The following is a 21,151-nucleotide window of genomic DNA, read 5'->3' on the forward strand; positions in this document are numbered from 1 at the left end:
TCTCCGGACGACCTTAGCTGTTTCGTGACCTGGCCGTTCAACCAACCTAGCTTGGATTGGGGCCGATGGGAGTGCTGCCGCCCGAGGAGGCAGGCGGAGCGTTCTGGCCTTGGGCTTGTAATTGGGAATGCCTGAAAATGAGAATGGCTGCAAAAAGTTCAACAAGTGGGTTTAGCCCGGCAAATCTTCGGGCGTTTCGTTGCCCCCTTGCCAGCGCCGGAGAGGCACACAGTCGATCGCCAGGCGATCGAGCGCCCTGGCCACCACAAAATCCACCAAGTCCTCAATCGATTGCGGTTGGTGATACCAAGCGGGAATGGCCGGCACGATCGCCGCGCCGGCCTCGGCCAACTGAGTCAGGTTCCGCAAGTGAATCAAGCTCCAAGGGGTTTCCCGAGGAACCAACACCAACGGTCGCCCCTCCTTCAGTTGCACATCGGCGGCCCGCTCCAGGAGATCGCTGCTTAAACCCGCTGCCAATTTGCCCACGGTGCTCATGCTGCAAGGCATCACCACCATGCCCAATGTGCGATAGGAACCGCTGGCAATGGTCGCTCCCACGTTGCCGAAACGATGGCAGATGAGCTGCCCTCCGGTGGACACGCCGGCCTGCGATCGCCAAAAAGCTTCCTGGGCCAAGGGTTCAAGGGGCATCTGCACCTGGCTTTCTGACTGCCAAACCATGTGGGCCGCCTTGGAAGCCACCAGTTCGATCGCGTAGCCCGCTGTTAACAGCCACTTCAGGGCCCGCACCGCGTAGATCAAGCCCGAAGCCCCCGAAACTCCCAAAATCAACGGTCGCTGATCCGCTCGATCGCGCGATTGAGATTGATCAAGATTTGGGGAGATGTTGGGGCTAAGTTCTGTGTGCTCAACGCTGCCGGTCATCGGCCGGGCCGCCATTTCACAGAACAACCGATCGCCTCCGTGAAGGCAATCGCGATCGGCTGTTCATCCAAAAAACTGGTGATCGCATCCCGCAGATAAGCCTGCGTGACGACGGATGGATCCTGAGGGCTGTCATCCACCGCGCCGATATAGCGCATCACGCTGTTGGCATCCACCAAAAAAGCCTGGGGCGTTTTCTTGGCCCCGAAGCAGTCCGCCACATCCTGGGTGGGATCCCACAGGTATGGAAAATTCAGCCCCCGCTCCCGAGCAAAGACCTTCATCGCATCAAAGCTATCTTCGGGGAACTGATTGGCATCATTGGCATTGATCCCGATGAGCGTTACGCCCTGTGGCTCAAATTCCGCTTGCAGAGCCTTCAGCCGATCGAGATACATCCCCACATAGGGGCAGTGATTGCACATGAAAATCACCACCGCCGCCTTGTATTGACCGAGATAGGTCGCAAAGTGGTGTACTTTGCCATCGGCCCCAGGAATTTCAAAATCGGGGGCGTATTTTCCGATACGTTCCATAAGCATGGGGGTAAGCCAGTTGCGCCGCGCTCAGACGGCTAGTTTGCTGGGGGTCTCAGCGAGGGGGTGCCACTTCGCCGAGAGCCGTCTATCCGGAAGCACACTTCCATTGATTCTACGAGGATTCGGCCAGATTCGTGCGCTGGAATCATTTAACCTCAAGAACCCTAAGCCATTTTCGCCAGGATGGGAATTGATGAACTTGCGATCTGTGGTCGATCGCTGGGTGTGCAATTGGGTGTGCAATATTGAAGCGACTTTGAAGCAGCGTGCGATCGGCTGTCGTCGTTGAGATTCCGGCTTGGCTCAAGATTGGCTACGAATTTGCCCTAGATTCACCCTGCCATGCGGGCGCGATCGGTTGGTTTCTAGTTCCAAAATCAGCGGCTCAGCAAGGCTCAGGATTCGCAAGCCTTGGCAAGTCATGGATCGGCCATGCCATACAAGCTCTCCGCAAGCTCTCAATTTTGGGTTGCGAGATTTCAGTAGGGGGTTGCAATTCAGGATGGGATGGACAATTTGCCGGGATTTGTCAGGATTTGCCGGGCGATCGGGCGCTTCGTAAAGTATCTACGTGAAATTACGCAATTAATTCGCAAGCCTTGGCATTAAATCGCACTTCGCAAGAATCGGGCCGAGGGATGAGGAAAATAGAAACCGATCGAAAATGGCTGGGAAAATTGGGCGATCGGGGTTTGGGCAGCACCTGAGGCCATGCTTGAGACCAAAATTTGGAAAAAGCAGTGGGGAAAGGCAGCGGCAAAAGGCCATTGGGAAACCCGTTGGGAAACTGGCACAATACCGAATTGGAGTTCTGACTCCCCGGCATGGCTTGCTCCCGGTTGGTTGGCTGGTTGTCGGCTGAGCCATGGATTCATGACCCAACGCACCTTACTGCACCTTTGCCACTGCCATGACCATTGCGATCGACTTTGGAACCAGCAACACGGTGGTGACCTATCTCAACCCCGTAACCGGCAATCCCGAAACCCTGGATCTCAGTGAACTTTCGGTGCGACAGTCTCCCAACCCGCCGCTCATTCCCAGCCTGTTGTACGTGGCCCAGGCGGCCGAAGGTCAGGTGGTGGCTGGCCAAGCAGTGCGCGATCGGGGGCTGGATCAATTGGCCGATGGGCGCTTATTTCGGGGATTCAAGCGGGGGATCGGAACCGCCGTTCAAGGATTTGTGCCCGAGTTAGACGGGCGATCGGTGGACTTCGAGCAGGCGGGGCAGTGGTTTTTAGATGCCATCGCCCACGCCCTGACAGAGCAGCAGTTTTTGGGCGGTGCAGGGGCTGGGTCACAACTGATTTTGACCGTGCCGGTAGACAGTTTTGAGCAATACCGCAATTGGTTAACCCGGGCGATCGCCCAGTCGGCCTTGGGGCAAATTGAACAGGTGCGTTTGCTGGATGAGCCAACGGCGGCGGCTTTGGGCTATGGTGCAGGCGATCGGGACTTGGTGTTGGTGGTGGACTTTGGCGGCGGCACGTTGGATCTGTCCCTGGTGCGGCTCGATCGCCCCAGTGCCACCAGCGCCGGCCGCCCCTTGGGGTTTCTGTTGAAGTGGGGGAACCGCGCCCTCGAGGATTCCCAACAAACCGTGAAAACCGCCAGGGTTTTGGCCAAAGCAGGGCTAAACCTGGGCGGATCTGATTTGGATAACTGGATTGTGGACTATTGGAGTCAACAGCAATCTGCGGTGGATTTGCCAAGCAATGCCTTGGGTAATTCCTCGGGCAATCTCGCGGGTCATTCTTTCCAGAAAACGCCAATTTTGCTGCGATTAGCGGAGCGGGTCAAAATTGCCCTTTCGCATCAGGAAACGGCCCAGGAAGTCTACTTTGATGACGCGACGTTTAATAGCTTGGAACTAAGCCTTTCACGCACGGAATTGGAAACCATTTTGCGCGATCGGGGGCTGTTTCAGCAGCTCGATCGCGCGTTAGATCAAATTTTTCAGCAAGCCATTCGCCAGGGACTAGAACCCCAGTCGATCGAGGCGGTGTTATTAGTAGGTGGCACTAGCCAAATTCCTGCCATTCAGTCCTGGATTCGTAACTATTTTCCTGCCGAAAAAGTCGCCACCGATCGTCCCTTTGAAGCGATTGCCCAAGGAGCCTTGAAACTGGCCAGTGGCTTAGAAGTGCGCGATTTTCTCTATCACGGCTACGGGATTCGCTATTGGAACCAACGAGAAAAACGTCACAGTTGGCATCCCATCATCCCCAAAGGTCAGCCTTATCCCACCGCCAAGCCCGTTGAATTGCTCTTGGGAGCCTCCATTGAAAATCAGCCCCAAATTGAACTGATCATTGGAGAATTGGGCGACGAAGAACAGCGCACCGAAATCTTTTTTGATGGCGATCGATTGGTCACCAAAACCATCGGTGGCCAAGCCTCAGTGCAGCCGCTGAATGATCGGGATGGCGCACGTAGTTTGGCTCAACTGGATCCACCTGGAATGCCTGGCATTGACCGAATTCGGGTGGCCTTTGAAGTGGATGCCGATCGCACCTTGCGGGTCACCGTTGAAGACTTGCTGAGCGATCGTACCCTGCTCAACCAATGCCCGATCGCCCAACTGAGTTAAGTTCTGGTAAGTCCCACCATTCCTGAACTTGCTGCTAATCCCTATTCATCCCTGAACCAGTGCCATGGGCAGCCCAAGGGGTGTTTCGCCAACTTGCAGCTCCCCCGGCCACATTGGGGCACAATGTGCAAGGGTTGGCGAGTATCGACTCGTATTCGTTAGCATGAGCAAGATAAAACATTCAACCTCAGTCTTGGCTGTATTGGGCTTCATTGGGTGCTATTGGGTGCAATAGAACTCCGATGTGGTCTAAGCTCCTATGCTGAATTCACCTGAGTTCGGGATAGTTTGAAACCTCTCAATTTCTAATGGGTAAGCTAGATCCCAAAAGGCCGTCAGCAAACCATTAGGTACTTAGGGTGGGCAAGGGTAACTTCAGAAGTTCCAAACCCAACCAAAGATCAACAACAATTGATAGTTTCTGCCTATCCCTTGCTCACGTTGTAACTGTTGACTGGTCTCCCACTTCCGATCGCCCTGATCCCGATCGTTCGTCCTCGACTGTGGGTTGGGGAACCGGAATTGCCATGGCTAAACCTAGGGTGTCTTGAGGGCTTTCCCGGGGTCTGATTGTGTCATTTTTTACAATCAATTTTCGATTATTGTTTCGACTGCTGCCACCGCTTGATCCAACCAACCGGATTTAGTTGAGGGAAATTTGACCTGAAAGTCGCTGAAGCAGGATGAAAGATTCAACAAACTCCACCGGCAACCCGACTGATATCAACCACTAGCGCTTTAGGTCTTAGGAATTTGGGGGGTTAGAAATTTTTCAGCATCGATCACCACTAGTCCTTAGCCCATGGATCCCAATCCCAGTGCGCTCATCACCCATTGGAGCTAGTTGCCTCTTGGTGCATATCATTCCTGTCCATTGACCGCGATCGCTTTCGAAACGCGATCGATTGCCAAAAATAGTGCTATTCAGGAGTTTGAGTTAGGGGGTAACCAACAGCGCTCTGGAGTGCTGAAACGGGGTGAATCGCCCCCCTAGTTGCATCACTCCAGTGCAGCAGAATCCAGTCGTGCTGAGTGAGGATCACCTGTCAGAATGCGCAATTCGATCACCGCCCGCACCGATGCCAATGTTGCGGCCAGTTACCCATCACTCTCATCCAGTCCTCTCTCCCACCCGATCGCATCGCCAGACATGGAGTCCAGCCGCAAACACTACTCACTGTTGATCGTTGACGACACTCCCGACAACGTGGATCTGTTGCGGCGCTACCTGATGCGCTTCAAGAAATTTCGCATTCAAAGTGTTGAAAACGGTCAACTGGCCCTCGAATATCTGCAAAATGTGCCACCTAAGGATCATCCTGACCTGATTTTGATGGATGTGGTGATGCCAAAGCTGAACGGGTTTGAGACCTACCGCGCTTTGCAAACCCTTTATCCTGCCTGGGATGTGCCCGTCATCTTCATGACGGGCCTTTCGGACTTGTCCAGCAAGCTCGAAGGGCTGGAACTGGGCGCAGTGGACTACATCATCAAGCCCTTCCAAAAAGAAGAAGTCTTAGCCCGTATTGAACTGCAATTGCGGCTTTTGGACTTGACTCGGCAGTTACGCGCCAAAAATGAAGAACTGGAGCGGGAGGTGGCGGAACGGCAGCGGGTGGAAGCCACGCTGTTGACGGTGAATTTGGAACTGGAGCGTCTGGCCACCAGCGACGGCCTGACGCAGGTGGCAAACCGGCGCTGTTTTGACACCACTATTAATCGCGAGTGGCAACGCCTGGCCCAGGATCATCGTCCAATGTCGTTGGTGCTTTGTGATGTGGACTATTTCAAGCGCTTCAACGACCATTACGGTCATCAAGCGGGAGACGATTGTTTGATTCAAGTGGCCCGCACCTTGCAGGATGGCACACGCCGGGCGACGGATTTGGTGGCTCGCTATGGGGGAGAGGAGTTCGCGATTCTGTTGCCGGATACGGACTTGACGATGGCAGTGGAGGTGATCGATCGACTGCGAAGGGCGATCGAAAATTTAAAAATTCCCCATGAGCGATCGGAAGCTAGCCCCTGGGTCACGATTAGTTTGGGCTTAGCCTGTCAGTTTCCCAAAATGGGCAATACTCCCCAACATCTGATCGCCGCCGCCGACGCGGCCCTCTATGAGGCCAAACAGCAAGGGCGCAATACCTACTGCAAGCGCTATCTCTTGGAGAGTTAGGGCCAGCTAACCAGTTGCCAAAGGCTGGATGCTTCGATGCCTGGGCATCCGTCGCCCAAAATCAACGACTTAAAATCAGCGGCTCAGAATTCGCGGCTCAGAATTAACCGCCCAGAGTTAATCGCCCAGAGTTAATCGCAAATTGCGATCGGTTCTGTTGCCGGTCTGTGGTAGTCTCAGGCCGGTTTCGAGCGATCCCAGCGCCATGAACGTCACGCCGACCGACATTCCCGATGTATTGCTGATTGAGCCGACGGTCTTTGGAGACGATCGCGGCTTTTTTTATGAGAGCTTCAACAGTCGCACCTTCGCCGACAAAACCGGCCTCGATGTGACCTTTGTGCAGGACAACCATTCCAAGTCCGTGAAAAACGTGCTGCGCGGGTTGCATTACCAGGTGCAGCAGCCCCAGGGCAAATTGGTGCGGGCCGGAGCCGGGACGCTGTTTGATGTGGCGGTGGATATTCGGCGCGGGTCGCCCACCTTTGGTCAATGGGTGGGCTATGAGCTGAGTGCGGAAAACAAGCGCCAACTCTGGATTCCGCCGGGATTCGCCCATGGGTTCCTCACCCTGACCGATACGGCGGAATTGCTCTATAAGGCGACGGATTTCTATTGCCCAGCGGGCGATCGCTCGATTTTGTGGAACGATCCGCAAATCAACATTGCTTGGAACCTGGATGGCGAGCCGATCCTGTCGGGCAAAGACCAGGCGGCCAAGCTGTTGGCAGAAGCGGATCTGTTTGAGTACGGGCAAATCTAGGATCGCGGAACCATGCGGATTTTATTGACGGGCGCACAGGGGCAGTTGGGCGAGGCCCTGCAACCGGTGTTGGGGGCGATCGGGGAGCTGACGGCGGTCGGGCGCGATCGGGTCAACCTGGCCGACACCGCCACGCTCTACGACGCGGTGATGGCGCTCCAGCCGGATTTGATCGTGAACGCCGCCGCCTACACGGCCGTGGACAAGGCGGAAACCGAAGCCGACTTGGCGATCGCCGTCAACGGCACGGCCCCCGGGATTTTGGCCCAAGCGGCCAAAGACTTGGGCGGGCGGCTGATCCATGTGTCCACGGATTACGTGTTCAACGGACAGCAGGGGCGACCCTACCGGGAAACCGACCCCACCGATCCACTGGGCAGCTACGGGCGATCGAAGCTGGCGGGGGAAACGGCGATTTTGGCCACAGCTCCGGGTCAGAGCGCGATCGTCCGCACCGCCTGGGTCTATGGCGCGGGCAAAACCGGCAACTTTGTGAAAACGATGATTCGGCTGGCGACCGATCGCCCGGAACTGCGGGTGGTGGCGGATCAAATCGGCTCGCCCACCTGGACGCGGGATTTGGCCGGGGCGATCGGGCAGCTCGCCGGCCGCCTGGATGCCAACACCGCCGGGGTCTACCACTACACCAACAGCGGGGCCGTTAGCTGGTATGACTTTGCCGTAGCGATCATCGAAGAGGCCCGCGCCCTGGGGTTGGAACTTGCGGTGGAGCGAATCGTCCCGATCGCTACGGAGGATTACCCAACCCCAGCCCAGCGCCCATCCTATTCGGTGCTGTGGGGCGGCAAGTTGGCGGCCTTGCTCGGCAGTCCGGCTCCTCATTGGCGGGCCAGCCTCCGCAAAATGCTGCCAGAACTGCTGAACCGCTAAATAGCTCCCTGAATCCCAGCCTCGTAGCCCCGTAGGTTGGGTTGAGACACGAAACCCAACATCAGCAGACCTTGCCAAAATCACGTTGGGTTTCGCACAGATCAACCCAACCTACTAGCGCTCACCCCAACGACTCCAGACAAGGGGCTTAAGCCCCTTGCCCCCAACGATTCAACGATTTACTCAACCGCGATCGCAGCGAGTTAATAACATGAAAGCCTTGATTCTTTCGGGTGGCAAAGGAACCCGCCTGCGACCCCTAACCTATACGGGCGCAAAACAGCTCGTGCCGGTGGCTAACAAGCCAATTCTTTGGTATGGCATCGAGCGAATTGTGGCGGCAGGGATTACGGATATTGGGATTATTATCAGCCCGGAAACCGGCGACGAAGTGCGCGAAAAAACCGGCGACGGCAGTCGGTTTGGCGCAAACATTACCTATATTTTGCAGGAGCATCCGTCGGGGCTGGCCCATGCAGTTTCCGTCGGACAAGAATTCCTCGGTGACTCGCCATTCATCATGTATTTGGGCGATAACGTCATCCAAGCGGATTTGGGGCAGTTTATCGACCAATTCAAAAAGCCCGGTGTGGATTCGGTGATTATCTTGCGAGAAGTGCCCGATCCGCGAGCCTTTGGGGTGGCGGAAGTGGACGCGGCGGGGCGAGTGATTCGGTTGGTGGAAAAACCGAAAAATCCCCCCTCGAATTTGGCCATGGTCGGGATCTATTTCTTCCAGCCGGTGATTCACGAGGCGATCGCCCAAATTCAACCCTCAGCCCGGGGCGAATTGGAAATTGTGGACGCGATCCAAAAGCTAATTGATACGGGCAAAACCGTGGAGGCTTGCACCCTCGAAGGTTGGTGGCTAGACACCGGTAAAAAGGATGATTTGCTGGAAACCAACCGAATTATTCTGGACACCGATTTGCAGCCTTGGAACTATGGCGAAGTTGATGAATCGAGCAAAATTATCGGGCGGGTGGAAATTGGTAAAGGCTCCAAGGTCGTCAATTCTACGGTGCGTGGCCCAGCGGTGATTGGCGAGAATTGCACAATCGAGAATTGCTACATTGGCCCCTACAGCAGCATCAGCGATCGCGCCCATTTGGTGGATGTGGATTTGGATCACAGCGTGGTCTTGGAAGGGGCGGAAATTGTGGGGGTCACGGAGCGAATTATCGACAGCGTAATCGGTCAACGGGTGAAACTCCACGTGGGGCCAAAACGCCCGAAAGCCCTCCGCTTCATGATCGGCGACGACTCCCACATCGAATTAACCTAACAACAACAGTAGGTTGGGTTGAGGAACAAAAACCAACAACAGCAAGCCTCACGTGGATCGCGTTGGGTTGAGCCTTGCGAAACCCAACCTACAGAACTGGTTGGCGTGGTCATGGATTTGGGGTTGGATTTTGATGGGGCGAAATGCCGATTTTCTATTTCGTGATTGTGAATTATTGGTGTGGGGAATCGATCGCCCATTTATTACGATCGCTTGCCCAAGATAGCCCCGACCAGAATTACCAAATCCTGATTGTCAATAATTCACCGGAGGATCGATCGCTTGATTCCTTCAGCGCTGGATTTGCCCATTGCACGATCCTAGAAACCGGCGAGAATCTGGGGTTTGGGCGGGCCTGCAATCGGGCGATCGCCTGGGTGGCTGATCGCGATCCGGGGGCGATCGTTTGGCTGATTAATCCCGATGCTTGGCTACCGGCGGGGACGATCGCAGCGGCCCGATCGCTCCTGAGTCAAGCCGATTGGGCAATTTTAGGCACGGCGATCGATCAACCCGACGGCCGGCCGGAGTTTCGGGGCGGCCGGTTCGATCGGAGATCGGGCTTAATCGAACCAATGACCCAAGAACCCCCCACCGATCCCAAAATTCAGCCCACGGATTGGGTGAGCGGATGCAGCTTGTTGATTAATTTGGCGGCGTTTCGAGTTTTGCCCCAGTTCGATCGCCGTTTCTTTTTGTATTACGAAGATTTCGAGTTTTGCCGCCGCTATGCTCGCCAAGGCCATTCGGTGGCGATCGCCCCGAGCCTGCGGGTGATCCATGCCACCTCGACGGTGACGGGTCGCCAACCGGAGCGGAAACTGCGCTGGTCGATCGGGGGTTATCTGTTGGCCCTGGCGATTCACGGCAGTCCTTGGGCGCTGGTCTATCGTTTGGTGCGGATTGTGGTCAGCGCGATCGCCCAGTGGCCGCAGCATCCCGCCCGATCGCGCGCCAAGCTCCACGGTGTGGCCGATGCTTGGCAACGTTGGCGATCCACACGCAACGGCTCCCCACGGCGCTAAAGTAAAGCTCGACTTGCTTGGCCCACTTTTTCGGAAACCTATGCTGGACTTACGCTTAACTCGATCGCTGCCGGAGCCGTTGCGCTCTTGGATGGGGCGGCTGGCGGCTTTGGACGATCAGGGGCGGGGCTGGCTGGGCCTGGCTTGGGTGCTGCTGGTTTGGGCGATCGCCCTGTTTTGGCACTCGGGCAGCGTGGGGCTGGTGGATGAAACGGAGCCGATGTTTTCGGAAGCGGCTCGCCAAATGACCGTCACCGGCGATTGGATCACGCCCTATTTCAACGGAGCGACCCGCTTCGACAAGCCCCCGTTGATCTACTGGCTGACGGCGATCGCCTACAAAATTTTGGGTGTGAATGAATGGGCCGTGCGGTTGCCCTCGGGGTTGGCGGCCCTGGCCACGATCGGGCTGGCCTTTGCCACCCTTTGGCGCTTTTCCGTCACTGGCGAGGCGCGTCAACAAGCCCCTTGGCGGCCCTGGTTAGTGGGGGCGATCGGGGCCGGGACGATCGCCTTTTCACCCCACATGATCATCTGGGGCCGGGTTGGCGTGTCCGATATGTTGCTCACCGGCTGTATTAGCACCGCCCTGCTGGCCTTCTTTTGGGGCTATGCCAGCGATCGCCCCCAGGTCAAAACCCTGGCCTATGGGGGCTGCTACTTGGCCATGGCCCTCGGCGTGCTGACCAAAGGGCCGATCGGGGTGGTGCTGCCGGGGCTGATTATTCTGGCTTTTGGGCTATATCTCGGAGAATTCAAGCTTCTATGGAAGGAGGCGAAGCCGATCTGGGGTTTGCTGCTGGTGGCGCTGCTATCCGTGCCCTGGTTTGTGCTGGTGATTGTGGCCAATGGGGATGCCTACGTTGAATCCTTCTTTGGCTACCACAACATCGATCGCTTCACCCGAGTGGTCAACCAGCATTCGGCTCCCTGGTTTTTCTATTTCATTGTGGTGGCTTGGGGCTTTGCGCCTTGGTCGGTCTATCTGCCGATCGCCCTGGGCCGGCTGGAACTGTGGCGGCGCAAATGGTGGCTGCGGCGATCGCGGGCGGAACGGTTGCCCCTGTTTGCGGGCGCTTGGTTTTTGGGCGTGTTTGGCTTTTTCACGATCGCCGTGACCAAGTTGCCCAGCTACGTTGTGCCGTTGATGCCAGCGGGCGGGTTGTTGGTGGCGCTGCTGTGGCGAGACTTGCTGAGTGGAGACCTGGCCCCGCGTCGATCGATGCCCCGGCCAGGGTTGAGCGAACCGCCGATCGCCACGGAAGATGTGGTGTCGCCGGGATTCCACCGCACGGCGATCGCGGCGGTGGTGGTGATGGGCATTTTAGCGATCGCCCTCAGTGCCCAAAACCTCTGGCTTCCGTTGATCAAAGATCCGACCATGCCCCGCATTCGGGAGGTACTGATCGAATCCGGAGCCATTACGCGGGGGGCGATCGATTGGGCGATCGCTGCTGTCTTCGGTGCGGTGATGATTTACCGGCGGCGCTATCGCTGGCTGTGGCTGATCACGTGGGTGGGTGGCGTGCTGTTTTTCGTGGGCACGATCATGCCGGTGACCTTTGCCCTCGATTCCCAACGTCAATTGCCCCTGCGGATCCTGTCGGCGGACGTAATTCGGGTACGACAACCGGAGGAAGAGTTAATGATGGTGGGGTTTGCCAAACCGAGCGTGGTGTTCTATACCCAGCAAATCGTTAACTTCTCCCAACGGGCGACCCCGTTAATTGAAGGAGAGCGGGAAGCGCTCAAAATTAACCCCAACCCCAAACCGGCCACGGTGTTGTTGTTGGGCGATCGCAAAAAATTGGCGGAAACCGGTTTAGACCAAGTGGGTCAACCGATCGCCGCCGCTGGTTCCTATCAATTATTCCGGGTCGATCGGCGTGCCTTCGCCAACCACCAACCGCCCACCGATCCAGACGATTAACCCGCAAGGTTCAACGAAGGTTCAACGCTAGAAAGTGCTTGATGAGGCAAGGGGTTGAAACCCCTTGTCTGGCTTGGTTTTGCCCCTTGTCTAGATTTGACCTGCCTAGCTGGGGGCTGTCTGGATTGGGATTGTTGCCTAATCACCCGACGGAATCGGCACTTGCTTGATGTCGAAGGGCAGGTTCAAATCATCCGGCAACTGCTGTTGAGTCTGTTTCAGCCACTTCAGGAATTGTTTGCGCAAGCCCTTGAGGGGGCGATCGGGCGTTGCTGTGGCCGATGGGGTGTCCGATGGCGTTGGCTCAACGATCGGCTCTGGGGTCACCGGCTCGATCGACTCAAGCGCAATCGGCGGTTTGACTGCAACTGGAGGCGCTGACTTGGGTGTAACCACCGCTGCCGGTTTCGGTTGGGCTTCTGGGTCGATCGGCTCCGTGGTGGGAACTGCCGTTGCTGATGCTTTCGGCTTCGTTGCCGCCGCTGGTGCAATCACGCTTGGTGGAGCAGTTTCCGGCTTCGGTTCGCTCACCAATGCTGGCGAAGCAGACTCTTCACGGTCTTCGCTCAGCAAGCTGTTGACTCTCCGGGTTTCTGCTTGAGGTAGGGCTGCATCCAGCGGCTCTGGGCTAGCTGACTCTGGGCTAACTGGCTCGGCACTGGGTTCCAGTACTGGCTCCGGTTCCGGAGCCGCAGGCGGGTTAATGATCGCTGACTCCTCGACCGTTTCCGGAATCACCGTTTTCGGTTCTGGGGCCGGTTCTGGAGCCGGAGCGGCAGACTCCGCCGGAGTCACTGCACTAGGTTGCGGAGCCAAGGTCTCACCCGGGGCGATCGTGTCGTTATCAGTTACGTTCTCGTCGGTTGCGTCCTCTGGCTCTGGGTTGACCGCTTCCATCGACGGAGCCGCCGGTGTCGTTGCTGGAGCGATCGCCTCCGGTGCTTCGGTCTTTGGCGCTTCGGTCTTTGGCGCTTCGGTCACGGCTGGCAGGTCTTGCGGCAACGGTGCGATCGGCTCAGGCGCGGCTACCGGTTTCGGGGCTGGTGGCTCATAGGTTGGGTCAATCAGCGCCCGAGCTTCCGACTCCGACAACCCACCCTTCAGCAGTCGGTCGATCGCGCTCGTCTGGTTGGGGTCAAACTCCACCAGCGCCACCGACTCATTAAACGCATTCTCCAGCAGCTCTCCCCGATCGTTGATCAGCTCCAACTTCACCCAGTTTTTGCCCCGACGGAATCCCTTCAAATAAATAGACTGCCAATCATCCAGCAAAAAGCTGTCGCCATTGACCGTCACCCGCACCTTCCAATCCACAATCTCATCATCATCTCGCTCCCGAGCCAGCAGATGCAGCGGTGCATTGGTCAAGTAAAAGTCCAGCAACACCGGCTCCGTACCCACCGTCCCGATCGGTTGGTTATAGGTCAGCAGTGGCCGGCCCGAGTCGGGAACCTGGGTTTGGGTTTTTGCAAACACATGGAAAGACACCTGAGCATAGGCCCCATCATTCTTAAAGCTTTCATGCCAGGGACGTTCCGCAAAGGCCCGGAGTGTGTGGGTTCCCGGCGTTAAGTCGCTAATCGTAATCGGATCCGTGACATCAAAAATCTCCGCCACCGGGCGATCGTCCAACATCAGCTTTAAATGTGGCCCGGCCGCCAGCGCTTCATCCTTAAATAGCGGCAAATCCTGCACCCGCAACTGCACCGCCACCTGTGTTTGCGTCAGGGTTTCATCGGGCCTTGGCGCAATGATCTGCACCTGGGGTTGATAGCGATCCAACTCCCGATTCAATCGCTGCACGATCGATGGTGGTGCTACCTCATCAATAGCCCCCACCACCTTGCCCTGATTGGGTTTGGGCGGTGTGGCCGTCGCCAGCGGCGGTGGCTCCTTGGCGCATCCCCCGATCGGCAACAGGAGGCATCCCCAGACCAACACCACGCATCCCCAGGCCATTCGCCGCCCTAGCCCTCGACCCAGCGCCCCGAGCCACCTCATCTCGTTACCTCTTTGCAATCTTCAGTAATGGGTATAGGAACTGATATGACCTAGGCGATCCTAAGCAAACCTAGGCAATGCAGAATTTGGAAAACCTGCGAAATCTGCGAAATTTGCGATCTGAAGGCGATTTGAAATCGAGTCCAGTGTATCCGAGAACCATAGCCGGGCCGCGGTTTCCAGCCTTTACCACAAAGAACTACCCAACTTGACCTCAGATGCTTTGTAATTCTTAATCAAACTGTTTGTAAAGTTTATAAACCTAACTTTCTGGATCTTACTACTGAATAAAAAAGCTCCAATGCCTCATGGGATGAGGCTTTACGGATTTTGAAATATTGTTAACCCCCTCAAGTCCCTTGAAAACCCACGTCTATAATCTTCAAGAGAGAAGCCACCCCGGTCGTTCACTGCGAGCTAGATGCGACGGGAATTCCAGGCAATCTGGCTGTGATGCGTGTCTTGATCCCTGCTATCCAAGCCGTGATCAACGCCATCGCTGACCCGCTGTACCCCCCTGCTTGGGGCGCTGCGAAGGCCAGTCGGGTGGATAGTCCTCGTTTCCTGTCTTGAGAGAGGAGAATCTCGATGACGATTAGCCCTCCAGAGCGAGAGGCAAAAGTCAAGGTCTCGGTTGATAAGAATCCGGTTCCGACTTCCTTCGAGAAGTGGGGCAAGCCGGGTCACTTTGATCGAACTTTGGCTCGGGGTCCCAAGACGACGACTTGGATCTGGAACCTCCACGCTGACGCTCACGATTTTGATAGCCATACCAGCGACTTAGAAGACGTTTCGCGCAAAATTTTTAGCGCTCACTTCGGCCACTTGGCCGTGGTTTTCGTTTGGTTGAGCGGCATGTACTTCCATGGTGCACGCTTCTCGAACTACGAAGCCTGGTTGAGCGATCCGACTCATATCAAACCCAGCGCCCAAGTAGTTTGGCCGATCATCGGTCAAGAAATCCTCAACGGCGACGTGGGCGGTGGATTCCACGGTATTCAAATCACCTCCGGTCTCTTCCAACTGTGGCGGGCTTCCGGCTTCACCAATGGCGATCAACTCTATGTGACCGCGATCGGTGGGCTGGTGATGGCTGCCCTGATGCTGTTTGCTGGTTGGTTCCATTACCACAAGGCAGCACCCAAACTTGAGTGGTTCCAAAACGTCGAATCGGCGATGAACCACCACCTGGCAGGCTTGCTGGGTCTGGGCTGCTTGGGCTGGGCTGGTCACCAAATCCACGTTTCTCTGCCCGTCAACCACCTGCTGGATTCGGGTGTGGCGCTGAAGGATATTCCGCTGCCCCACGAATTCATCCTGAACAAGGATCTGATGGCGGAGATCTACCCGAGCTTTGCTCAGGGTCTGACCCCCTTCTTCACGCTGAACTGGGGTGCTTATTCTGACTTCCTGACCTTCAAGGGCGGTCTGAACCCCGTCACTGGTGGTCTGTGGCTGTCGGATACGGCTCACCACCACTTGGCTTTGGCGGTGCTCTTCATCGTGGCTGGTCACATGTACCGCACGAACTGGGGCATTGGTCATTCCATGAAGGAAATCCTGGAAGCCCACAAGGGCCCTTACACCGGCCAAGGCCACAAGGGTCTCTACGAAATCTTCAATACCTCGTGGCATGCGCAACTGGCCGTTAACTTGGCTGTGTTGGGTTCGCTGACGATTGTGATCGCGCACCACATGTACGCGATGCCCCCTTACCCCTACATTGCGACGGATTACCCGACGCAGATCTCGCTGTTCACCCACCACATGTGGATTGGCGCGTTCTGCATCGTGGGTGCTGGCGCTCACGCGGCGATCTTCATGGTTCGTGACTACGATCCGGCGAAGAACGTTGATAACTTGCTCGATCGCGTGATTCGTCACCGCGATGCGATCATCTCGCACCTGAACTGGGTGTGCATTTTCCTGGGCTTCCACAGCTTCGGTCTGTACATCCACAACGACACGATGCGTGCTTTGGGTCGTCCCCAAGACATGTTCTCGGATACCGGTATTCAGTTGCAGCCGGTGTTTGCGCAGTGGGTGCAAAACCTGCACGCCCTTGCGCCTGGTAACACGGCTCCTAATGCCTTGGAAATCGTTAGCCACGCTTTTGGCGGCGGCATCGTGGCGGTGGGTGGCAAGGTGGCAATGATGCCGATCACCCTGGGTACGGCGGACTTCATGGTTCACCATATCCATGCGTTCACGATTCACGTGACGGCGCTGATTCTCCTGAAGGGCGTGCTGTATGCGCGTTCGTCTCGCTTGATCCCCGATAAGGCGAACTTGGGCTTCCGGTTCCCTTGCGATGGTCCGGGTCGTGGCGGTACTTGCCAAGTGTCCGGTTGGGATCACGTGTTCCTCGGTCTGTTCTGGATGTATAACTCGCTGTCGATCGTGATCTTCCACTTCTCCTGGAAGATGCAATCGGATGTGTGGGGCACGGTGAACCCTGATGGGTCGGTGGCTCATATCACGGCGGGCAACTTCGCTCAAAGCGCCATTACCATCAATGGTTGGCTGCGTGACTTCCTGTGGGCGCAAGCTTCGCAGGTGATCACCTCCTATGGTTCGGCTTTGTCGGCCTATGGTCTGCTGTTCCTGGGTGCTCACTTTGTGTGGGCGTTCAGCCTGATGTTCCTGTTCAGCGGTCGCGGCTACTGGCAAGAACTGATTGAGTCGATCGTGTGGGCGCACAACAAGCTGAAGGTGGCTCCGGCAATCCAACCCCGCGCTCTGAGCATCACTCAGGGTCGTGCGGTGGGTGTTGCTCACTATCTGCTTGGCGGCATTGTGACCACTTGGTCGTTCTTCCTGGCTCGGATTATTTCGGTCAGCGGCTAATCCCTTTAGCCCCGGATTGCATCTGAGGTCGAGACGCGACTTCGGCAACGAGGATTAAGACAAAAACAGGACTTATGGCAACCAAATTCCCAAAATTTAGCCAGGATCTCGCCGCTGATCCCACGACGCGGCGGATCTGGTACGGGATTGCCACAGCCCACGACTTTGAAAGCCACGATGGCATGACGGAAGAAAATCTTTATCAAAAGATTTTCGCGTCGCACTTCGGTCACTTGGCAATCATCTTCCTGTGGACTTCGGGCAACCTGTTCCATGTGGCCTGGCAAGGCAACTTTGAGCAGTGGGTGAAAGATCCCCTGAACGTCCGTCCGATCGCCCACGCAATTTGGGATCCGCACTTCGGCCAAGCGGCTGTGGATGCGTTCACCCAAGGTGGTGCTTCGGGCCCCGTGAACATTGCGTTCTCTGGCGTTTACCACTGGTGGTACACGATCGGGATGCGCACCGTGGGCGACCTGTACCAAGGTGCTGTGTTCCTGCTGGTGTTGGCGGCTTTGATGCTGTTTGCCGGCTGGCTGCACTTGCAACCCAAGTTCCGCCCCAGCCTCTCCTGGTTCAAGAACGCAGAATCGCGTCTGAACCACCACTTGGCGGGTCTGTTCGGCGTGTCGTCGCTGGCTTGGACGGGTCACTTGGTGCACGTGGCAATTCCCGAATCGCGTGGCGTGCATGTGGGTTGGGATAACTTCCTGTCGGTGGCTCCTCACCCGGCTGGTTTGGCTCCTTTCTTCACCGGTAACTGGGGCGTGTATGCCGAGAACCCCGATACGGCTGGTCATGTGTTTGGCACGGCTCAAGGGGCTGGCTCCGCAATCTTGACCTTCCTGGGCGGTTTCCACCCCCAAACGGAAGCCCTGTGGCTGACGGATATTGCCCACCACCACCTGGCGATCGCGGTGATCTTCATCGTCGCCGGTCACATGTACCGTACCAACTTTGGTATTGGTCACAGCATCAAGGAAATCTTGGAAGCGCACAAGCCGCCTTCGGGCAAGCTGGGCGACGCTCACAAGGGTCTGTTTGATACGCTGAACAACTCGCTGCACTTCCAACTGGCTCTGGCCCTGGCTTCGCTGGGTGTTGTGACCTCGTTGGTGGCTCAGCACATGTATTCGATGCCGTCGTATGCCTTCATTGCGAAGGACTTCACGACCCAGGCTGCCCTGTTTACTCACCACGAGTACATTGCTGGCTTCCTGATGGTGGGTGCGTTTGCTCATGGCGCAATCTTCCTGGTGCGTGATTACGATCCCGCCCAAAACAAGAACAACGTGCTCGATCGTGTGCTCCAGCACAAAGAAGCGATCATCTCGCACCTGAGCTGGGTCTCGTTGTTCCTCGGTTTCCACACCTTGGGTCTGTACGTTCACAACGATGTGGTTGTGGCGTTCGGTACGCCTGAGAAGCAAATCCTGATCGAACCCGTTTTCGCTCAATGGATTCAAGCGGCTCACGGCAAACTGCTCTACGGCTTCGATACGCTGCTGTCGAACCCCGATAGCTTGGCAGCGACGGCTTGGCCGAACCATGGCGATGTGTGGCTGCCCGGTTGGTTGGAAGCAATCAACAGCAACGCTAACTCCCTGTTCCTGACAATCGGCCCTGGCGACTTCCTGGTTCACCACGCGATCGCGCTGGGTCTGCACACCACCACCTTGATCCTGGTCAAGGGTGCTTTGGATGCCCGTGGCTCCAAGCTGATGCCCGACAAGAAGGACTTTGGTTACAGCTTCCCTTGTGACGGTCCTGGCCGTGGCGGTACTTGCGACATCTCGGCTTGGGATGCGTTCTACCTGGCCATGTTCTGGATGCTGAACACGATCGGCTGGATCACCTTCTACTGGCACTGGAAGCACCTGTGCGTGTGGCAAGGCAACGTGGCTCAATTCAATGAGTCATCGACTTACCTGATGGGCTGGTTCCGCGATTACCTGTGGCTGAATTCGTCGCAGTTGATCAACGGCTACAACCCCTATGGCATGAATAACCTCGCTGTTTGGGCTTGGATGTTCCTGTTCGGTCACCTGATCTGGGCAACGGGCTTCATGTTCCTGATTAGCTGGCGTGGTTACTGGCAAGAGTTGATCGAAACCCTGGTTTGGGCACATGAGCGCACTCCGCTGGCGAACCTGGTTCGCTGGAAGGACAAGCCGGTGGCCCTGTCGATCGTGCAGGCTCGTCTGGTTGGTTTGGCCCACTTCACCGTTGGCTACTTCGTGACCTACGCAGCCTTCTTGATCGCCTCGACTTCGAGCAAGTTCGGCTAAATCTGATTGCCTCCTAGGTAACTAGCAAAAATCCCCCGGTCTCGTTGAGATTGGGGGATTTTGCTATTGGAGAATGGGGCGATCGATTCAATTCAATTCAATTCAATCGATTCAGATGCCAATGGCTCGTTCCAATGGCTCGCTTGGTAGGGCGCTGCAATCTCTGGAGACCTAGGGCGATCGACTCAGGATCGCTTGATCACTTGAATGATGCAAGTCTCCACGGATTCAAGAAAAGACCTATGCAAAAGCGGGGCGAGCAGGTTGTCCTGCCTTCGCCCCGCTTGCTATTCCAGCTCTGAGTGCTGAAAGAGGATGGAGTTTAGCGCACCGTCTCGAAACTGTCGGCACGCGACTTGAATTGCCCCAGGAAGATATCCAAAACCGATCGCTTGCGGGTCTTGATCCGCGCCGAAACCGACATCCCGGCTTGAATTTTTAACTCCAAGCCTCGATTGGTTTTCAGGGTTTGCCGTTCCAACTCAATCCGAATGGGAAACGTATAGGTGGGGCGCTCTTGGGTGGGTGCTAGGGCATCCGACCCGATCGAGACTAACTTCCCCTTGATGCTGCCAAATTCCAGCGAAGGGAACGTGTCCACACTCACCTCCACTGGCATTCCCACTTCCACGAACCCGATATCCTTGTTGGTCACATAAACCGATGCCACCAACTCGCCATCGGGCACGATGCTCAACATGGGTTCCGTGGGGCTGGCCACATAGCCCGGGCCGCTGGCCTTGATATCAAAAACCGTGCCGGCAATGGGGGCGCGTAGTTCTTGATAGCGTACCGCTTGCTCCGCTTTTACTAATTGGCTTTGCACTTGGGCAAGCTGACCGACCACGTTGGCATCCTGGCGGCGGTTATCCAGACGGGACTTTGCCAACTGGGTGTCGATATCGGCGATCGCCCGATCGTTGTCCGCAATTCGGTTTTCCAAATCCGCCGCCCAACTGGTTTGGGTGGTACGAATTTCCGCCAACTGCGTACCAATTTCCGCCTGCTTGGTTTGAATGGAAGCCATGAGGCGAGCTTCTTGCTCATTCAAACTGGCAACTTGCCCCTCCAGGGTCGCCACCGCATCAGCATTCGACAGCACGGCCTGCTGTTGGTTCTTGAATTGCAGCCGAGCAACTGCCCCTTCTTCAACGAGGGGCTGCAAATCAGCGATGATTCCCTCATTGATATTCAGGCGCTCTTGGGCCTGTCCCAATCGAATTTGGATGGCCCGCCGTTGGGCGCGAGTGTTGGCCACATCACTGCGCAATTCATTGATTTGCGAGTTCAGTTCCGCCACGCGCGATTGCAGTTGCGACAGTCGAGAAGCTTGGGCTGCTCGGTTTTCTGCCAACCGACCGGCTTGGCCGGCCGGAGCCGCGCGATCGCCCCGCAGCAGTGCCCGCAGGTAGATATTTTCCGCCACCCGCACAGCTCGGTTGCGTTGAAGGTCAATAACACTGGTCTGGCCCTCGCGGGTTAAGCCCAATCCGGCAGCCTCCGTTCGAATCAGTTGCTTTTGGCGCTCGAGGGAGTCCTGGTTGGCCTTCAGGGATTGCACATCCGCCGCCTGCCCCGTAGGGTCAAAGGTGGCGAGCAATTGTCCCTTTTCGACCCGTTCGCCATCCTTGACCAAAATTTCCCGCACCACCCCACCGGCCGGTGCTTTGATCGGCTTTGTGGAGTCCTTGGGCTGCAATTTACCAGCCGCTGGAACTGACTGGTCAATCTGGGCCACTGCGGCCCAAGTGATGCCGCCGACCACAAAGGTCACAATCAACCAAATAAATCCACTGGCGAGCAATGCCGGCCGTTGTAGCAAGACCGGTTGCTCTTCCCGTTCGATAAAGGCCTTTAGCATTGAGTTTCACCAAATTGCAGACTGAAAGGATTGACTGGTCACAAACAAACGGGGTGAGGATGGGGGG

General features: G+C 56.5%; 14 protein-coding genes. 9 read left to right on the forward strand and 5 right to left on the reverse strand.

What is annotated here, in order from left to right; translation table 11 throughout:
- Positions 1-171 precede the first annotated feature (171 nt).
- The 3 genes from VPK24_RS14125 to VPK24_RS14135 all read right to left on the reverse strand — a co-directional run bounded on the left by VPK24_RS14125 (position 172) and on the right by VPK24_RS14135 (position 2,302).
- Positions 172-888: a flavin prenyltransferase UbiX gene (locus VPK24_RS14125; RefSeq protein ID WP_393014291.1), complete on the reverse strand. Its 717-nt coding sequence runs from the start codon at positions 886-888 to the stop codon at positions 172-174.
- On the reverse strand, positions 885-1,430 hold the full coding sequence (locus VPK24_RS14130; protein WP_242027746.1) for a thioredoxin family protein: 546 nt from the start codon (positions 1,428-1,430) through the stop codon (positions 885-887). The genes VPK24_RS14125 and VPK24_RS14130 overlap by 4 nt, the downstream gene beginning before the upstream one ends.
- 602 nt (positions 1,431-2,032) lie before the next feature.
- Positions 2,033-2,302 (reverse strand): hypothetical protein, encoded by a 270-nt coding sequence (locus VPK24_RS14135; protein ID WP_393014294.1) that lies wholly within the window; start codon positions 2,300-2,302, stop codon positions 2,033-2,035.
- Positions 2,303-2,337: 35 nt separating this feature from the next.
- On the opposite strand from VPK24_RS14135, the gene VPK24_RS14140 reads away from it, so the two are divergent.
- The 7 genes from VPK24_RS14140 (at position 2,338) to VPK24_RS14170 (ending at position 12,087) form a co-directional block, all read left to right on the forward strand.
- The gene (locus VPK24_RS14140) at positions 2,338-4,017 is read left to right on the forward strand and encodes an Hsp70 family protein (protein ID WP_393014296.1); all 1,680 of its coding nucleotides are present in this window, start codon (positions 2,338-2,340) and stop codon (positions 4,015-4,017) included.
- Positions 4,018-5,068: 1,051 nt separating this feature from the next.
- Positions 5,069-6,193, forward strand: coding sequence for a GGDEF domain-containing response regulator (locus VPK24_RS14145; protein WP_393014298.1), 1,125 nt, complete (start codon positions 5,069-5,071; stop codon positions 6,191-6,193).
- 205 nt (positions 6,194-6,398) lie between these two features.
- Positions 6,399-6,956 (forward strand): dTDP-4-dehydrorhamnose 3,5-epimerase, encoded by a 558-nt coding sequence (rfbC, locus tag VPK24_RS14150; RefSeq protein WP_393014300.1) that lies wholly within the window; start codon positions 6,399-6,401, stop codon positions 6,954-6,956.
- Between the two features lie 12 nt (positions 6,957-6,968).
- On the forward strand, positions 6,969-7,847 hold the full coding sequence (gene rfbD / locus VPK24_RS14155) for a dTDP-4-dehydrorhamnose reductase (protein ID WP_393014302.1): 879 nt from the start codon (positions 6,969-6,971) through the stop codon (positions 7,845-7,847).
- Between the two features lie 211 nt (positions 7,848-8,058).
- Positions 8,059-9,132, forward strand: a complete 1,074-nt coding sequence (locus VPK24_RS14160) for a glucose-1-phosphate thymidylyltransferase (protein WP_099532039.1) — start codon at positions 8,059-8,061, stop codon at positions 9,130-9,132.
- A gap of 143 nt (positions 9,133-9,275) precedes the next feature.
- A complete protein-coding gene (locus tag VPK24_RS14165; RefSeq protein ID WP_393014304.1) occupies positions 9,276-10,157 on the forward strand; it encodes a glycosyltransferase in 882 nt (293 codons plus the stop codon).
- A 40-nt stretch (positions 10,158-10,197) separates the two neighbouring features.
- Entirely contained in the window at positions 10,198-12,087 is a 1,890-nt protein-coding gene (locus VPK24_RS14170; RefSeq protein WP_393014306.1) for an ArnT family glycosyltransferase, read from the forward strand.
- Between the two features lie 138 nt (positions 12,088-12,225).
- On the opposite strand, the gene VPK24_RS14175 is transcribed toward VPK24_RS14170, so the two are convergent.
- Complete coding sequence (locus tag VPK24_RS14175) at positions 12,226-14,046, reverse strand: hypothetical protein (protein WP_393014308.1); 1,821 nt, start codon at positions 14,044-14,046, stop codon at positions 12,226-12,228.
- Positions 14,047-14,676: 630 nt separating this feature from the next.
- Here VPK24_RS14175 and psaA point away from each other — a divergent pair.
- Both psaA and psaB read left to right on the forward strand, forming a co-directional pair.
- Positions 14,677-16,935: a photosystem I core protein PsaA gene (gene psaA / locus VPK24_RS14180; RefSeq protein ID WP_393014310.1), complete on the forward strand. Its 2,259-nt coding sequence runs from the start codon at positions 14,677-14,679 to the stop codon at positions 16,933-16,935.
- Between the two features lie 74 nt (positions 16,936-17,009).
- Positions 17,010-19,223 (forward strand): photosystem I core protein PsaB, encoded by a 2,214-nt coding sequence (psaB, locus tag VPK24_RS14185; RefSeq protein WP_099532035.1) that lies wholly within the window; start codon positions 17,010-17,012, stop codon positions 19,221-19,223.
- A 322-nt stretch (positions 19,224-19,545) separates the two neighbouring features.
- Here psaB and VPK24_RS14190 read toward each other — a convergent pair whose 3' ends face one another.
- Positions 19,546-21,084 carry an HlyD family efflux transporter periplasmic adaptor subunit gene (locus tag VPK24_RS14190; RefSeq protein WP_393014312.1) on the reverse strand — a complete coding sequence of 513 codons (1,539 nt, stop codon included), beginning with the start codon at positions 21,082-21,084 and terminating at the stop codon, positions 19,546-19,548.
- Positions 21,085-21,151: the final 67 nt, after the last annotated feature.

This window comes from Limnothrix redekei LRLZ20PSL1 (genome assembly GCF_043235035.1).
Taxonomy (GTDB): Bacteria; Cyanobacteriota; Cyanobacteriia; order CACIAM-69d; family CACIAM-69d; genus CACIAM-69d.

What these genes read in the sequence shown, in the direction of transcription:
- VPK24_RS14125 (WP_393014291.1), bottom strand. Translation starts at nt 888, where the DNA reads ATGACCGGCAGCGTTGAGCACACAGAACTTAGCCCCAACATCTCCCCA.
- VPK24_RS14130 (WP_242027746.1), bottom strand. Translation starts at nt 1,430, where the DNA reads ATGCTTATGGAACGTATCGGAAAATACGCCCCCGATTTTGAAATTCCT.
- VPK24_RS14135 (WP_393014294.1), bottom strand. Translation starts at nt 2,302, where the DNA reads ATGAATCCATGGCTCAGCCGACAACCAGCCAACCAACCGGGAGCAAGC.
- VPK24_RS14140 (WP_393014296.1), top strand. Translation starts at nt 2,338, where the DNA reads ATGACCATTGCGATCGACTTTGGAACCAGCAACACGGTGGTGACCTAT.
- VPK24_RS14145 (WP_393014298.1), top strand. Translation starts at nt 5,069, where the DNA reads ATGCGCAATTCGATCACCGCCCGCACCGATGCCAATGTTGCGGCCAGT.
- rfbC (WP_393014300.1), top strand. Translation starts at nt 6,399, where the DNA reads ATGAACGTCACGCCGACCGACATTCCCGATGTATTGCTGATTGAGCCG.
- rfbD (WP_393014302.1), top strand. Translation starts at nt 6,969, where the DNA reads ATGCGGATTTTATTGACGGGCGCACAGGGGCAGTTGGGCGAGGCCCTG.
- VPK24_RS14160 (WP_099532039.1), top strand. Translation starts at nt 8,059, where the DNA reads ATGAAAGCCTTGATTCTTTCGGGTGGCAAAGGAACCCGCCTGCGACCC.
- VPK24_RS14165 (WP_393014304.1), top strand. Translation starts at nt 9,276, where the DNA reads ATGCCGATTTTCTATTTCGTGATTGTGAATTATTGGTGTGGGGAATCG.
- VPK24_RS14170 (WP_393014306.1), top strand. Translation starts at nt 10,198, where the DNA reads ATGCTGGACTTACGCTTAACTCGATCGCTGCCGGAGCCGTTGCGCTCT.
- VPK24_RS14175 (WP_393014308.1), bottom strand. Translation starts at nt 14,046, where the DNA reads ATGGCCTGGGGATGCGTGGTGTTGGTCTGGGGATGCCTCCTGTTGCCG.
- psaA (WP_393014310.1), top strand. Translation starts at nt 14,677, where the DNA reads ATGACGATTAGCCCTCCAGAGCGAGAGGCAAAAGTCAAGGTCTCGGTT.
- psaB (WP_099532035.1), top strand. Translation starts at nt 17,010, where the DNA reads ATGGCAACCAAATTCCCAAAATTTAGCCAGGATCTCGCCGCTGATCCC.
- VPK24_RS14190 (WP_393014312.1), bottom strand. Translation starts at nt 21,084, where the DNA reads ATGCTAAAGGCCTTTATCGAACGGGAAGAGCAACCGGTCTTGCTACAA.